Below are 16,077 nucleotides of genomic sequence, written 5' to 3' on the forward strand. Positions count from 1 at the left end.
CGCTGTCGCCTGTCGTGACGGCTGTCAAAAGCTGTGCGCCGAAGGCGCTTGACCTGCGGATTGGAGAACAACCATGAGCATCGACAAAGACTACATCGTCGCGGATATCGCGCTTGCCGATTTCGGTCGCAAGGAGCTGAACATCGCTGAAACCGAAATGCCGGGGCTGATGTCCTGCCGCGAGGAATTCGGCGACAGCAAGCCGCTGAAGGGCGCCCGCATTTCCGGCTCGCTGCACATGACGATCCAGACGGGCGTGCTGATCGAGACGCTCACGGAACTCGGCGCCGACGTACGCTGGGCCTCCTGCAACATCTTCTCGACCCAGGATCATGCCGCTGCCGCGATTGCCGCTGCCGGCATTCCGGTGTTCGCCGTGAAGGGCGAATCGCTGACGGAATACTGGGAATACACCGACAAGATCTTCCAGTGGGCCGACGGCGGCCTGTCCAACATGATCCTCGACGATGGCGGCGACGCCACCATGTACATCCTGCTCGGCGCCCGCGCCGAAGCCGGTGAGGACGTGCTTTCCAACCCGACCTCGGAAGAGGAAGAAATCCTCATCGCGCAGATCAAGAAGCGCCTGCAGGCTTCTCCCGGCTGGTTCACCAAGCAGCGCGATGCCCTCAAGGGCGTCACCGAAGAAACCACCACCGGCGTTCATCGCCTGTACGAACTGGCCAAGAAGGGCCTCCTGCCCTTCCCGGCGATCAACGTCAACGACTCGGTCACCAAATCGAAGTTCGACAACAAGTACGGCTGCAAGGAATCGCTGGTCGACGGCATCCGCCGCGGCACTGACGTGATGATGGCCGGCAAGGTCGCCGTCGTCTGCGGCTATGGCGACGTCGGCAAGGGTTCCGCCGCTTCGCTGCAGGGTGCTGGCGCACGCGTCAAGGTCACGGAAGTCGATCCGATCTGCGCGCTGCAGGCCGCCATGGACGGCTTCGAAGTGGTTCAGCTCGAAGACGTGGTATCGAGCGCCGACATCTTCATCACGACGACCGGCAACAAGGACGTCATCCGCATCGAGCACATGCGCGAGATGAAGGACATGGCGATCGTCGGCAACATCGGCCACTTCGACAACGAGATCCAGGTCGCTGCCCTCAAGAACCTCAAGTGGACCAACGTCAAGCCGCAGGTCGACATGATCGAGTTCCCCAAGGGCAACCGCATGATCCTGCTTTCGGAAGGTCGCCTGCTGAACCTCGGCAACGCCACCGGTCATCCGTCCTTCGTGATGTCGGCGTCGTTCACCAACCAGGTGCTCGGCCAGATCGAGCTGTTCACCAAGCCCAACGACTACAAGCCTGGCGTCTACATCCTGCCGAAGCACCTCGACGAGAAGGTCGCCCGCCTGCATCTGGCCAAGCTCGGCGTCAAGCTGACCGAGCTGTCGACCGAGCAGGCCGCCTATATCGGCGTGTCCCAGCAGGGTCCGTTCAAGTCGGAACACTACCGGTACTAATCTGAGCCGACTAATCCACAAGATATAGAAGCCGCGGACTTGACAAGTCCGCGGCTTCTTTTTTGCGCGCCGGCCTTTGCCGCGATTTGCGAAGCAGTTATTGTTTCAAGACTTGATTCGCATGAGGCCGGCGGCGGCCTTGGCGAACTGGAATGTCTTGTCGGCGATGCGGCACATGGACGGGGACAGACCGGAATGGCGGTAAAACACACGGCTCCCCTGTCGGGGCGCTGCAGGGGCGACGGTTGCGACGAGGCACCGTCATCAATTTCACAACGGACGGCGGGACGCGTGGCAAAGAAGCGGATCTCAGGCCTGGGCCGGCTGTTCTACAGTGCGCGAGCCGCGCTGGCGGGCACGGCCCTGTCCGGCGTTGCCGGCATCGCGCTGGCGCAAGCGCAGGAGCGGACGCTTCCCGCGGCGCGGATGTTCAGTTCGTTCGAGGTCATCTTTTCATCGGTCACGGTTGGCGCGATCGCAGCTGCACTGCTGTCGACCGTGTGGCTCGTCCGGCAGCGCGGCAATCTGGAAGCCGAGAGCCAGGAGATGCGTGGCGCGCTGTCTGACGCGCAGCAGCGGATCTCCAAGTACGAGGCGCTGATTGCCGACAAGAACCGCAGGATCGTCATCTGGGAAGCCGGGCCCTCGCGTCCTGAATTTCTTGGCCAGTTGCCGCCGGAGACCGGAGCGCCTGCCGAAGACCGGGATTTCCTCGCCTTCGGCCGATGGATGCGGCCGCATTCGGCGACCGAACTGGAACATGCGATCGAAGGCCTGCGCGGTCAGGCCCGCAGCTTCGATATGGTCGTCGAAACCAATCGCGACGAAATCCTCGAGGTTCAGGGACGGGTGTCGGGCGGCAAGGCATTTATCCGCTTCATCGCCCTCAACAACCTGCGCGCCGAACTGGCGGAGCTGAAGATCGAGCGGGAACGGCTGGTCACCTCGATCGGGATGTTCCAGTCGCTTCTCGACGCACTGGAGCAGCCGGTCTGGCAGCGCGATCTCGACGGAAAGCTCGCCTGGGTCAACCATGCCTACGGGGAGGCTGTCGAGGCGAGCAATGCGGCACACGCCGTCAACGAGGCTCGTGAATTCCTCGGCACCATCGCGCGGGAAAAGATCCGTGCGACCGCGACCATCAACGCGCCGTTCCATGATCGCGTATCGACCGTCGTGCGCGGCAATCGATCCGTCTTCGAGGTGGTCGACGTCATCGGCAAGACCGGTTCCGCCGGCATGGCGATCGACGTTTCGGAAGCCGAAACCATTCGCGCCGAGCTCGACCGGACGCTGAAGAGCCATGCCGAGACGCTCGACCACCTGGCGACGCCGGTGGCGATCTTCGACCGCGAGCAGCGGCTGCAGTTCTACAACCAAGCCTTCGTGCGGCTCTGGGATCTCGAGCTCGGATTCCTGGAAAGTCGGCCCGACCACAACGAACTTCTCGACAGGCTGCGCAGCCAGAACAAGCTTCCCGAGCAGCTGAACTGGCGCAACTGGAAGGAGTCGGTGCTGTCGGTCTACCGGTCGCTCGATACGCAGACCAACCGCTGGCATCTGCCGAACGCCCAGACGCTGCAGGTCATCGCGACCGCTCACCCGCAGGGTGGCGTCACCTGGGTGTTCGAGAACCTGACCGAGCAGGTCGACCTCGAGACCCGCTACAACACACTGGTCAAGGTCCAGGGCGAAACCATCGACCATCTGGCGGAAGGCGTTGCCGTGTTCGGTCCCGACGGGCGGATCCGGCTCTCCAACCCTGCCTTCCGGGCACTTTGGGGCCTGACCGAAGACCAGACCAAGCCCGGCATGCACATCAAGGCGATCGAAGCCGCCTGCATGATGGAATACGACAAGGCAGACGGCTGGCGGCTGTTCGGCCAGATGCTGACCAATTTCGATGACGAGCGGCCGTCGCTGCAGGGCACGTTCGAGCTGTTTTCCGGCATCGTGCTGGATTACGCCGTCATTCCGCTTCCCAACGCTCAGACCATGCTGACATTCGTCAACATGACGGACAGCGCGCGTGCAGAGCGCGCCTTGAAGGAAAAGAACGAGGCGCTGCGCAAGGCCGACGAGCTGAAGAACGATTTCGTCCAGCACGTCTCCTATGAGCTGCGCTCACCGCTGACCAACATCATCGGCTTCACCGACCTTCTGAAGACGCCGGGCATCGGGCCGCTCAACGAGCGTCAAACCGAATATGTCGACCACATCTCGACCTCGTCCTCCGTTCTTTTGACGATCGTCAACGACATCCTGGATCTGGCGACCGTCGATGCCGGCATCATGGAACTCAACTACGCCGAAATGGACATCGACGACCTGCTCGACGACGTCGCCATGCAGATCGCCGACCGGCTGCAGGAAAATGCGGTGATGTTGGAAATCGTCGCTGCACGGGGCATGGGGACCATCGTCGCGGATCAACAGCGCCTGAAGCAGATCCTCATCAAGCTGATCACCAATGCCGCCAATTTCGCACCGGAAGGCTCGACGATCACCCTCAGCAGCTGGCGCAACGGCGTGAACTTCTTCTTCTCGGTAACCGACCAGGGGCCGGGTATCGCCGAAGACGTGCTGAAGACGGTGTTCGACCGCTTCTCCAGCGGCAAGGGCGGCAAACGCAGCGGCGCCGGCCTCGGCCTGTCCATCGTTGAAAGCTTCGTTCACCTGCACAAGGGCGACGTTAAGATCGACAGCCGACCGGGCGAGGGTACGACCGTCGTCTGCCGCATTCCGAGCGCAGTCACCGCCCGGTCCGTCGCCGCCGAATGATGGTGATCGACTCAATCGTCCTGACGCTTGCCGACGAGGCGGCGACGATTCAGCTCGGCGAGGACCTCGCGCTGGCGCTGAAGCCGGGCGACTGCCTGGCGCTTTCTGGCGACCTGGGTGCCGGCAAGTCGACGCTTGCGCGGGCCTTCCTGCGGGCAATGGCGGACGATCCGGACCTTGAGGTCCCGAGCCCTACCTTCACCCTCGTCCAGTCCTACGAGCTGCGCATTCCGGTCGCGCATTTCGATCTCTACCGCTTGGGTGACGCATCCGAACTGGAGGAACTCGGCTTCGACGAGGCTCTGGCCGACGGAATCTGTCTGGTCGAATGGCCGGAGCTGGCGGACGCGGCACTGCCCGGCAACCGGATCCGGCTTCAGCTCGTGCATGACGGAGAGGGACGACGTGCAGAGATTGCCGGACCCGAAGCGGATCTTGAGCGGATCGGCCGGAGCCTCACCATTCGCCGGTTCCTGACCGAGAACGGCCATGGAGCCGACCGGCGCCGCTACCTGACAGGCGACGCATCTCTGCGTGCCTACGAGACCCTGATGCGTTCCGACGGCACGCAGTTCGTGCTGATGGACTGGCCCCGCCATCCGGAGGGACCGCCGGTGCTGGACGGCAAGCCCTACCCCAAGGTGGCGCATCTGGCCGAAGAGGTGCTGCCGTTCGTCGCCATCGCGCGGTATCTGCAAGATTGCGGACTTCGCGCGCCCGGCGTGCTGGCTGCCGATTACGAGAACGGGCTTCTGGTGCTTGAGCACCTGGGCGAAGCCGGCGTGCTCGATGAGCGGGGACAGCCGATCGCGGAGCGCTATCAGGCGGCAGTCGAATGCCTGGCGCATCTGCACGGTGCGCCGGTGGTCCGGGAAATTCCGGTAACCGCCGAGCATCTCCACACCGTCCCCGATTTCGATCCGGTGGCGATGAAGATCGAGACACGACTGATCCTCGACTGGTACCTCCCCTGGAAACGCGGCGGGAGGTCAGCCACCGACCTTGAGCGGCAGCGGTATTCGGAGATCTGGGACGGCCTGATCGACAGGCTGCGTTCCAGCGAGCGCCACCTGCTGCTGCGCGATTACCATTCCCCCAATCTCATCTGGCGCCAGGCGGATCAGGACCTCTCCCGGGTCGGCCTGATCGATTTCCAGGATGCGATGATCGGGCCGACCGCCTATGACGTCGCGTCTCTGGTGCAGGACGCCCGGGTGACCATTCCGCCGGCCCTGGGCGAGGATCTGCTGAACCGCTATCTCACGCTTCGCCACGCGCAGCAGACGGGCTTCGACGAAGACGCCTTCCGGACGGCGTTCGCCATCATGTCCGCACAACGCAACTGCAAGCTTGCCGGGCTATGGGTACGCCTCAAGCAACGCGATGGAAAACCTGGCTATCTGAAGCACATGCCGCGTACCATGACCTACCTTGCCACCGCTCTTGCGCATCCGGCGCTTGCACCCTTGCGCGAATGGATGGCAGAGGCTGGAATAGACTTCAGCGAATCATAGGCAGGCATCGCGCATGACCATCCAGAACGCCATGGTGCTGGCCGCGGGGCTCGGCACGCGTCTTCGACCGATCACCGACCGGATGCCGAAGCCGCTGGTGCCGGTCGGCGGCCGGCCAATGATGGACTACGTGCTGGATCTCATCGCGGAAGCCGGCATCCGGACCGTTGCCGTCAACGTTCATCATCATGCCGAGCAGATGGATGCCTACCTGTCGGCGCGCACCGATCTCGAAATCCTGATTTCCGACGAACGCGACCGGCTGATGAACAACGGTGGAGGTCTGGCGAGAGGCCTGAAGCTGCTGCCCCCGGGACCTGTGCTGGTAATGAATGCCGATCTCTTCTGGGTCGGCGAGCCTGCGGGCCAGCCCTCCAACCTGCGACGTCTCATCGACTTCTTCGACGAAGGCGCGATGGATATGGCGATGCTGTGCGTCGGGCTGGAGCAGTCGATCGGCCACAACGGCACGAAAGACTTCGATATCTCTCCCGCAGGCCGCCTGACCCGCCATCGTGGTGGCGATGCTCCATCCGTCGTCTATGCCGGCGCCTTCGTCACGACGACAGAGTTCTTTGCCGACGCTCCGGACGATGCCTTCAACCTCAACCTCTATTTCGACAAGGCGATCGAGCGGCAGCGCCTTTACGGCATCGGCCTTTCCGGTCACTGGATTACCGTCGGCTCGCCCGAGGGGCTGCACGAGGCGGAGGCGTTTCTATCCAGCCGCCCGCTGCAGCCGCCCCGGCCGGCATAACGGCATGGACAGCAGGCGATCCAAACGCGTTCTGACCATTCCCCCGGCGGCCGCCTTCCTGCGCACGGTTGCCGAAGCACTCTGTGACGGCACGCTTCTTCCGTCTTTCAGGCATGATCCGCAGGACCCCCTGTCACTCTCCAAAGTGACGATCTATGTGCCGACGCGGCGCGCGGCGCGCGTGCTGCGCTCGGAGTTCCTCGACCTGTTCGGCGGCCGCTCGGCGATCCTGCCGATCATCCGGCCTCTGGGCGAGACGGATGACGACAGCGGCTTCTTCGATCTCGTGGCACCGGAGGAGATGGACCTCGCCATGCCGATCGGCGGCACGGCCCGCCTGCTGGAACTGGGACAGCTGATCCTGGCATGGCGCAACGCCCTGCCGGACGCCATCACCGCAGTCCATTCGACGTCCCCGCTGGTCGCACCCGCCAGCCCTGCCGATGCCATCTGGCTGGCACGCGCGCTTGCCGAACTCATCGACGCGATCGAGACGGAGGAGCGCGACTGGTCGGACCTGGAGCGGCTGGACGTGGCCGACCATTCGCTCTGGTGGCAGCTGACGGCGGAGTTCCTGAAGATCGCTAGCGTTTTCTGGCCGAGCCGGCTGGAGGAGTTGCGACGCTCCTCCCCTGCCCGCCACCAGGCAGCGGTCCTGAACGGCGAATCCAAACGCATTGCCGAACGCTCCCATGACGGGCCGGTCATCGTCGCCGGTTCGACGGGCTCCGTGCCGGCAGCCGCCAACCTGATCGCCGCTATTGCCGATCTGCCCGATGGCGCCGTCGTGCTGCCGGGCCTCGATCTGTCCATGCCCGACGACCAGTGGGCGATGCTCGGTCGCGGTGCATCCGAGATCGCCGGCGAGCCCGCCAGCCGAAGCCATCCGCAATACGGACTGTATCGCCTGCTTCAGCGGCTGCAGGTACGGCGGGACGAGGTCGAAGTCTTGGGATCCGTCCCGCAGGATCTGAGGGATCGGGCAGCGCTTCTGTCGCAGGCTATGGTTCCCGCCGAGGCGACTGATCGCTGGAACGAGTGGCGCGGGACGACCGCGGCCGACACCATTAGCGCTGCATTCGCCGATGTTGCGCTTGTAGAGACCGGCAATGAGCGCGAAGAGGCAGCAGCAATCGCCATCGCGCTGCGCCTTGCCCTTGAGAGGCCGGGAGACAACGGCGAATCGCAGGCCGCGCTCATCACGCCCGATCGCGCACTGGCGCGCAGGGTAACGGCAGAACTGGCGCGCTTCGGCATTCTCGCCGACGACACCGCCGGCACGCCGCTGTCGGCGACACCGCAGGGGACGCTGCTAACGCTCTGCCTGGAGGCGATGTTGCGGCCGGGCAATCCGACCGCCATCACAGCCCTGATGAAACACCCGCTCGCCTGTTTCGGCTCGGAGGCCGAGACGCGCAGGCTGGCCGGCGAAGCGCTGGAGCTTCTGGCGCTGCGTGGCGGCACCGGCGAACCGGATATCGACGCCCTGCCCGAGTTGCTGGCGACGCGGCTTGCCGAGCAGCAGGCCGATCGGCATCCGCCGCAGTGGCGGCTGTCGCTGGACGAGGACGCAGCCCGGAACGCGCATGGTCTGGCGGACAGGATGGCCGCTGCCGCGGGCCCGCTGACCTCGACCCTCGGCATCACGCGCGCCGATGGCCGGCGCCTGTCAACAAGGCTTCCGCTGTCGGACTGGGCCGAGCGCACCGGACGGGTGCTCGAAGCGGTCGCCGCCAATGCGGCGGGCGATCTGCGGCCTCTGTGGACGGGGGAAGCCGGCGAACGTCTCGCAGCCTTGCTCGGCGAGATCATCGAGACCGACGGGCAGATGGAGGCCGACGGACCGCAGTGGATCGATATCGTCGCTGCCCTGCTGACCAGCGAGGCGGTGAAGCCGCGGGCGCTCAGCCATCCTCGAGTCTTCATCTTCGGCACGCTCGAGGCGCGGCTGCAGCACGTCGACACGCTGATCCTCGGCGGTTTGAACGAGGGGTCGTGGCCCGGACTGTCGGTGAACAACCCTTTCCTGTCGCGCAGCATGAAGACCGATATCGGCCTGGAACCGCCCGAGCGGCGGATCGGCCAGCTGGCTCATGACTTCGAGATGGCAAACGGCACACGTCACCTGATCTATACGCGATCGCTTCGCAAGGGCGGTGCGCCGACGGTCGCATCGCGCTGGCTGCAGCGGCTGCTGGCTCTCGGCGGCGAGACGCTGGCAGGGGATCTGCGGGCACGCGGTGCGCAATACCGGCAATGGGCGCGCCAGATCGATGAGGCCGGCCAGGACGAGAGACAGGCGCTTGCAAGACGGCCGTCCCCGACGGCGCCAGCCGAACTGCAGCCGGTGAAATACTCGTTCAGCGAGGTGGGCCGGCTGCGGCGCGACCCTTATTCCATCTATGCGCGGCGCATCCTGAGGCTCGATCCGCTGGATCCGTTCAACCGCGATCCAGGTGCTGCCGAGCGCGGAACGCTCTATCACCGGATCGTCGAGCGCTACACGCGCATCTCTCCCGTCGCCGGCACCGAAGAAGCGTGGACCGTGATGCTGCGGCTGATCGACGAGGAGTTCGAGGCCGCCGACCTGCCGCTGCATATCGAACAGGTCTGGCGTCCACGCTTCGTCGAGGTCGGCCGTGCCTTCCTGCGGTGGGAGGCGGGTCGCATGCAGGACGTCCGCCGCACCTATACGGAGTTGCCGGCCGGTTTCGACATCCCTGAAGCCGGCATCCGGCTGACGGGCATTGCCGACCGGATCGACATCAAGGGTTCGGGCGGCGCCGACATCATCGACTACAAGACCGGCCTCAACCCCTCCGTCTCGCAGGCACGCGCGCTCCTCGACCCGCAGCTGGCGCTTGAAGCTGCAGCGCTGCAGGCAGGTGCCTTCCGCGACCTGGGATCGACACGACCGGAGGATCTGCTTTACGTGCGGCTTCGGCCCGGCGAGCGTTTCACGTGCGACAAGGTCAACAACGAAGGCGGCCGGACGACGGCGAGAAGCCAGCCCAAATCCTCACAGCAGCTTGGCGAGGAGGCTTTGACGCAGTTGGCGACCTTCGTCACCCGCCTGCGAAACGGCCAGGTCGGCTTTGCCTCGCGGCTCATCCCTGCGATGCAAAGCGATTTCGGCGGAGAGTATGATCACCTTGCGCGCGTGGCGGAATGGGCTACGGCCGATGCCGAGGAAGGCGAGCCCGATGAGTGAGACAGATCTCGACACGCTTGGCGATGATCCGCATCACTGGCTGGACTGGACGGCGCAGCAGCAGGCGCTTGCCTCCGATCCGGAGAGTTCCGCCTGGGTGTCGGCGAATGCCGGCTCCGGCAAGACCCACGTCCTGACCCAACGGGTTATCCGGCTTCTGCTGTCCGGCTGCCGGCCATCGGCGATCCTCTGCCTCACCTATACCAAGGCCGCGGCATCGGAAATGTCGAACCGGGTGTTCCAGCGGCTGGCCGAATGGGCCGTGCTGCCGGACCGGGATCTCGCCAGCCGGATAGCCGGCATCGAAGGTCTTGAGCCGGATTCCCTCAAGCTCGCCGATGCGCGACGCCTGTTCGCCCGAGCGCTGGAAACGCCGGGCGGCCTGAAGATCCAGACCATCCACGCCTTTTGCGAGGCGCTGCTTCACCAGTTTCCGCTTGAGGCAAATGTCGCCGGACTTTTTTCGGTTCTCGACGATGCGGCGGCCAAAGCTCTTCTGGGCGAAGCCCGCCGGTCGCTGCTTTCCGCCACGGCGGCATTGGACGAAGCGGATCTGGCCGATGCCTTCGCCGAAGTTCTGGAGCTCGGCGACGAGACGGGGCTTGAGGCGCTGCTTTCCGACATCGTCGCCAACCGCACCGCCATCCGTCGGTTCATGGCGGAAGCCGAGGCGAGCAGTGGGGTGGATGACGTCCTGCGGCGGACACTCGGCATCGCGGCGGGAGACCATGCGCAGTCCGTTGCTGCCTCCTACTGGCCGTTGCCGGGGCTCGTGGGTCGGCTTCTGTCGACCTATCTCGATCTTGCGGACCGCAAGGGCGGCGCCAAGGCGGGTGATGCCGCCTATGCGTTGAGACAGGCGATCGCGCAGGAGGACGTCTTTCTGCGCACCCAGCTTCTCGATCAGGTGTTTCTGACCCAGGCAGGCAAGCCGAAGGCGGATTCGTCGCTGGTGGCCAAGGCCATGCTTGCGGAAGCGCCTGAACTCGGCGACGCCGTTGCTGCGGCCCGGGAGCATGTGGTCGCCACCCGCGAAAAACTTCGCGTGATGCGGATGTTCTCGGCGACGCGGGCGGCGCTTACCCTCGCCACCCGGCTGGAGAAGGATTACGAGGCCCTGAAGCGACAACGCAGCCTGCTCGACTTCGAAGACCTGATCGCCCGGACCGAGCATCTGCTGACCCGTGACGGCGTCGGCGCCTGGGTACACTACAAGCTCGACCAGGGGATCGACCATATCCTGGTGGACGAGGCGCAGGACACCAGTCCGGTCCAGTGGAGCGTCATCCAGTCGCTGGCGGAAGACTTCTTTTCCGGGCGCAGCGCCCGCGAGACACGCCGGACGATCTTCGCAGTCGGCGACGAGAAGCAGTCGATCTACTCGTTCCAGGGGGCCCGACCGGAGCGGTTCGCCGAAGAACGCGCTGCCACGCAGAAGCGCGTCGGCCTCGGCGGCCAGCGCTTTCATCCGGTTCGATTGCCGCTGTCTTTCCGCTCCACCGCCGACATCCTCAGTGCCGTCGACCAGGTGTTCTCGCTTGAAGACAACGCCCGCGGCCTCAGCGCGCTCGGCGAACCGGTGATCCACCGGTCGAACCGTATCGGACATCCCGGCGCCGTCGATCTCTGGGACACCGTCGTGCCGGACGTTGCGGACATGGAAGACGACTGGACGGCACCCTTCGATGCGACGCCGGATCGTGCTCCGTCCGCGATCCTCGCTGCCCGTATCGCGCACCGGATTGGCGAACTCGTCGGACGCGAGACGGTCATCGAAAAGGGAATAGAGCGGAAGATCCGCCCCGGAGATATCCTGGTCCTGGTGCGCAAGCGCGACGCCTTCGTCAACGCGCTGACGCGGGCACTGAAGCGGCGCGGCGAAATTCCCGTTGCGGGTGCCGATCGCCTGAGGCTCACCAGCCATATCGCCGTGCAGGACCTGATGGCGCTCGCCAAGTTCCTGTTGCAGCGGCAGGACGATCTGTCGCTGGCGGCGGTTCTGAAGAGCCCGCTCTTCGATCTCACCGAGGACGACATCTTCCGGATCGCCGGCCTTCGTCCGGATGCGAGGAGCGCATGGAGCCGGCTTTGCGCGCTGGCCGATGACGGTGATGAACAACTAATCGGCCCCCGCAACCTGATCCTGCGGCTTGCGGAGATGGCCGACCGCTACAGCGTCCACGACTTCTTTGCCCGCGTGCTGGGGGCAGAGGGCGGACGCAAGCGGTTTCTCGCCCGGCTCGGAAGCGAGGCCGGCGATATCCTCGACGAGTTCCTCAGCCTAGCGCTCGACCATGAGGGCAAGGCACTGCCCGGGCTGCAGAGCTTCATCTCGGCGCTGGAGCTGGAAACGCCGGAAATCAAGCGAGAGCAGGATAGCGGCCGCGATGAAGTGCGGATCATGACCGTTCACGCCTCCAAGGGCCTGGAGGCACCGGTGGTGTTTCTGGTCGACAGCGGGTCGAAAGCCTTTATCCATTCGCATGTGCCGAAGTTCCGCTTCCTCAAGATCGGCGCGGTGGACGTACCGGCCTGGGTGCCGGGAAAGACGCTTTCCAACGAACTTATTTCGACCGACGAGGACAGGCTGAAGACGTCCGCAGAGGAAGAATACAGACGCCTCCTCTATGTCGGGATGACCCGGGCCGCCGACCGGCTGATCGTCTGCGGCTATCGCGGCAAGCTGGAGAATGACGAAAGCTGGCAGGCGATGATCACGCGCGCGCTGTGTGCCGATACCGAACGTTGCGAACTGGCGAGCTTCACAGGGCCGGATGGCGAATGGAGCGGTCACCGGTGGCGTCTTCCCGCTAGTGCCGGACGGCCGGTCGCTGTTGGTGACGACAGGAGCGACAGCGACCAAGCTGCAGTGCAGCTTCCGCAGGCTCTGTCGCAGCCTCTGCCCCCTTCCCGCCCGCTGCCGCGACCGTTGAGCCCATCCGGCGCCGGCGCCATGGTGGAAGAGGAAGACGGAGATGCCGCTTTCATCTCGCCTCTGTTCGGGGAGACGCCGAAGGCCGGCCGCGGCCTGCAGAAGGGCCGGCTGACACACCGCATGCTGCAGGTGCTTCCCGGCCTTGCACCAGAGGAGCAGGAACCGGCAGCGGAGCGATACCTGTCGCGCACCGCCGCCTTCTGGGCAGAGGCGGAACGCCGGTCGCTGGCGGCCTCGATCATGGCGGTGCTCCGCCGCCCGGACCTCCAGGCGCTGTTTTCTGGCCATGCGCAGGCGGAAGTGTCGATCATGGGGACGATCTCGCTTGGCGGGCGTCAGCATGCGGTGTCAGGACGCATCGACCGACTGGCGGTGACGCCGGACAAGCGCGTTCTCATCGTCGACTACAAGACCAACAGGTTCGCGCCGAGGACGGTGGACCAGGTGCCGCTGGCGCACCGCGCGCAGCTGGCGATCTATCGCGAGATCCTCAAGCCGCTCTATCCAGGACACTCCGTCGGCTGCATCCTCGTCTATACGGAGACCGCGACCGTCTTGGAGATTCCCGATGCGGCACTCTCCGCCTCGCTTGAAGAACTCGTGACAAAGTGAGATAGGCAGGCATTGAATTTGCCGCTGCAGCGCATCACATTGATGCCAACACCATCATCGAAGGAGAGCCCCATGGCTACCGTGAAAGTCGACACGTCCAACTTCCAGGCCGAAGTCCTGGATTCCGCCGAGCCCGTCATCGTCGATTTCTGGGCCGAATGGTGCGGCCCGTGCAAGATGATCGCGCCGAGCCTTGAAGAAATCTCGACCGAGCTTGCCGGCAAGGTCAAGGTTGCCAAGCTGAACATCGACGAGAACCCGGAATTGGCTGCCAAGTTCGGCGTGCGCTCGATCCCGACGCTCGCCATGTTCAAGGGCGGCGAAGTTGCCGACATCAAGGTTGGCGCTGCGCCAAAGACCGCCCTTTCCGCCTGGATCGCCGGCGCCGCGTAACTTCGCAGCTTCGACTGAGTTCAATTAAAAAACCGGCTGTGCGAACAGCCGGTTTTTTTGGGCCTGAAATTTCCACCACATCAGGTGGGAGGCGTGCCGTTGTCCGCCAGGACATTGCCGGCAAGATAAAGCGATCCGCCGATGAGAATCCGCGGCGGCGCCATGTCGGGCAGTTGCCGCGCCGCGATTTCGCGTAATGCCTCTTCCACGGAAGATTGCGGTTCAGCCACCAGGCCTGCGTCGTAGGCAGCATTTGCCAGCACCACGGGATCCAGCCCGGCATCGCTGCCGCGGATCGGTACCGTGAAGACGTTTTCGGCGATATCGGCAAAGGCGCGGAAATAGCCGACGGGATCCTTGGTGTTCAGCATGCCGGTGACGAGGTAAAGCGGCCGAGGCTGCTGCTCCTCGAAAGCCGCCATGGCTTCGGCAATGACTTCCCCGGCGCCCGGATTATGACCGCCGTCGACCCAGATTTCAGCACCGCTTGGGCCGGCCTGCACCAACAGGCCGGTGGTCAGCTTCTGCAGCCGACCCGGCCATTCGACGCTGCCCATGGCCTTTTCCATCATCGCTTCGGTCACCGCGAAACCGGCGGCCTTGACGGCCCGGATGGCGGCGGCCGCATTGGCGAACTGGTGGCGCCCCGGAAGCCGCGGCAGCGGCAGGTCTGCAAGCCCGAACTCGTCCTGGTACACCAGTCGTCCGAATTCCTCGTGCGCCCAATAGTCCTGCCCATAGACCGAAACCGGGCAACCGAGACGTTCGGCGGTCGCCACCAGCGTCTCTTCGGCGGCATCGAATTCCTGGTGACCAATGACCACCGGACAGCCGGGCTTCATGATCCCGGCCTTCTCCGCGGCGATCAGCTCGACCTTGTCTCCGAGATAGGCCTGGTGATCGAACGAAATCGGCATGATTACCGAGACCGCGGGAGTATCGACGACATTGGTGCAGTCGAGCCGGCCACCCATGCCGACCTCGATGATAACCACGTCGGCAGGGATTTCCGAGAACAGCAGGAAGCTGGCAGCCGTCAGGATCTCGAAAACCGTGATTGCCTTCCCGTCATTGGCCTTGGCGACGCGGCGCAGCGCTTGCGCCAGCACCGCATCCTCGACGAGCCGGCCCGGTTCGCCCTTGCGACCGATGCGATAGCGCTCGTGCCAGTTCACCAGATGCGGGGATGTGTGCACGTGGACAGCGAGCCCTGCCGCCTCCAGTAGCGCACGGCTGAAGGCAGAAACCGAGCCCTTGCCGTTCGTTCCGGCAACGTGGATCATCGGCGGCAGGCGCAATTGCGGATTGCCCAGCACGTCAAGGAGACGCCGCATTCGCCCCAGGGTCATGTCATAGCCCTTGGGGTGGAGCTGCATCAGCTCGTCGATGACCTGTTCCGCCTCGCTATGCACCACGTCGTTCATTCCAGTCTCCCGGCCAGAATGCCGATCCTGCGGCAGGCAAATCCCAAGGCTCAGCCATGATGGGGATCAAGCCGACAGCGCAAGCGGCTGGCTGGACTGGGCAGGCTGCTTCATCATGATCTTCAGGAGCGTCGCAAGCGTGCGAGCCAGATCATGGCGCTTCACCACCATGTCGACCATGCCGTGCTCCAGCAGATATTCGGCGGTCTGGAAACCTTCCGGCAGCTTCTCGCGCAGCGTCTGCTCGATGACGCGCTTACCGGCAAAGCCAATCTCGGCACCCGGCTCGGCGATATGCACATCGCCAAGCATCGCGTAGGAGGCGGTGACGCCGCCGGTGGTCGGGTTAGTCAGCACGACGATGTAGGGAAAACCGGCTTCCTTCAGCATGTCGATGGCAACGGTCGTGCGCGGCAGCTGCATCAGCGACAGGATACCCTCCTGCATGCGAGCGCCGCCGGATGCCGGGAAGATCACCAGTGCACAGCGCTCGGCAAGCGCCCGCTCGGCAGCCTTGACGATTGCCTCGCCGGCTGCCAGGCCGAGAGACCCGCCGATGAAGTTGAATTCATGAACCACGGCGACCAGCTTGATGCCCTGGACATTGCCGAGACCGGCGAGGATGGTGTCCTCCTGTTCCGTCTTCAGGCGGCTGTCCTTGAGACGGTCGCTGTATTTCTTCGAATCGCGGAACTTCAACGGATCCTGCGCCACCTTGGGCTGCGGCAGGCTCTCGAAGACGCCACCGTCAAAAAGGTCGGCGAGCCGCGCCTTCGCCGGCATCTTCATGTGGAAGCCCGAGGCGGGGATCACCCACTTGTTTTCCTCGAGGTCCTTGTGGAAGACCATCTCTCCCGTTTCCGGGCACTTGATCCAGAGGTTTTCCGGCACTTCCCGGCGGCCCAGCATGGAATTGATGCGAGGGCGCACATAGTTGGTGATCCAGTTCACTGGCAGAACTCCTGATTGACGCGCG

General features: G+C 64.4%; 9 protein-coding genes. 7 read left to right on the plus strand and 2 right to left on the minus strand.

The window, feature by feature from the left end; all coding sequences use genetic code 11:
* The first annotated feature begins 73 nt into the window (after positions 1-73).
* The 7 genes from ahcY to trxA all read left to right on the plus strand — a co-directional run bounded on the left by ahcY (position 74) and on the right by trxA (position 13,677).
* Positions 74-1,474: an adenosylhomocysteinase gene (gene ahcY, locus AAIH46_RS19810; protein ID WP_430307794.1), complete on the plus strand. Its 1,401-nt coding sequence runs from the start codon at positions 74-76 to the stop codon at positions 1,472-1,474.
* 195 nt (positions 1,475-1,669) lie between these two features.
* Complete coding sequence (locus AAIH46_RS19815) at positions 1,670-4,255, plus strand: ATP-binding protein (protein ID WP_430307795.1); 2,586 nt, start codon at positions 1,670-1,672, stop codon at positions 4,253-4,255.
* Positions 4,255-5,769 (plus strand): tRNA (adenosine(37)-N6)-threonylcarbamoyltransferase complex ATPase subunit type 1 TsaE, encoded by a 1,515-nt coding sequence (tsaE, locus tag AAIH46_RS19820; RefSeq protein WP_430307944.1) that lies wholly within the window; start codon positions 4,255-4,257, stop codon positions 5,767-5,769. Before AAIH46_RS19815 ends, tsaE begins: the two co-directional genes overlap by 1 nt.
* A gap of 13 nt (positions 5,770-5,782) precedes the next feature.
* Positions 5,783-6,526 carry a nucleotidyltransferase family protein gene (locus AAIH46_RS19825; protein ID WP_430307796.1) on the plus strand — a complete coding sequence of 248 codons (744 nt, stop codon included), beginning with the start codon at positions 5,783-5,785 and terminating at the stop codon, positions 6,524-6,526.
* A 4-nt stretch (positions 6,527-6,530) separates the two neighbouring features.
* Positions 6,531-9,737, plus strand: coding sequence for a double-strand break repair protein AddB (addB, locus tag AAIH46_RS19830; protein ID WP_430307797.1), 3,207 nt, complete (start codon positions 6,531-6,533; stop codon positions 9,735-9,737).
* The gene (gene addA / locus AAIH46_RS19835; RefSeq protein WP_430307798.1) at positions 9,730-13,284 is read left to right on the plus strand and encodes a double-strand break repair helicase AddA; all 3,555 of its coding nucleotides are present in this window, start codon (positions 9,730-9,732) and stop codon (positions 13,282-13,284) included. The genes addB and addA overlap by 8 nt, the downstream gene beginning before the upstream one ends.
* Before the next feature lie 72 nt (positions 13,285-13,356).
* Positions 13,357-13,677: a thioredoxin gene (trxA, locus tag AAIH46_RS19840; RefSeq protein ID WP_430307799.1), complete on the plus strand. Its 321-nt coding sequence runs from the start codon at positions 13,357-13,359 to the stop codon at positions 13,675-13,677.
* A gap of 80 nt (positions 13,678-13,757) precedes the next feature.
* Here trxA and AAIH46_RS19845 read toward each other — a convergent pair whose 3' ends face one another.
* Entirely contained in the window at positions 13,758-15,101 is a 1,344-nt protein-coding gene (locus tag AAIH46_RS19845) for a bifunctional folylpolyglutamate synthase/dihydrofolate synthase (RefSeq protein ID WP_430307800.1), read from the minus strand.
* Positions 15,102-15,167: 66 nt separating this feature from the next.
* Entirely contained in the window at positions 15,168-16,052 is an 885-nt protein-coding gene (accD, locus tag AAIH46_RS19850) for an acetyl-CoA carboxylase, carboxyltransferase subunit beta (RefSeq protein ID WP_430307801.1), read from the minus strand.
* Positions 16,053-16,077 lie beyond the last annotated feature (25 nt).

It is taken from the genome of Rhizobium sp. 0TCS1.26, assembly GCF_050455525.1.
Lineage (GTDB): Bacteria > Pseudomonadota > Alphaproteobacteria > Rhizobiales > Rhizobiaceae > Neorhizobium.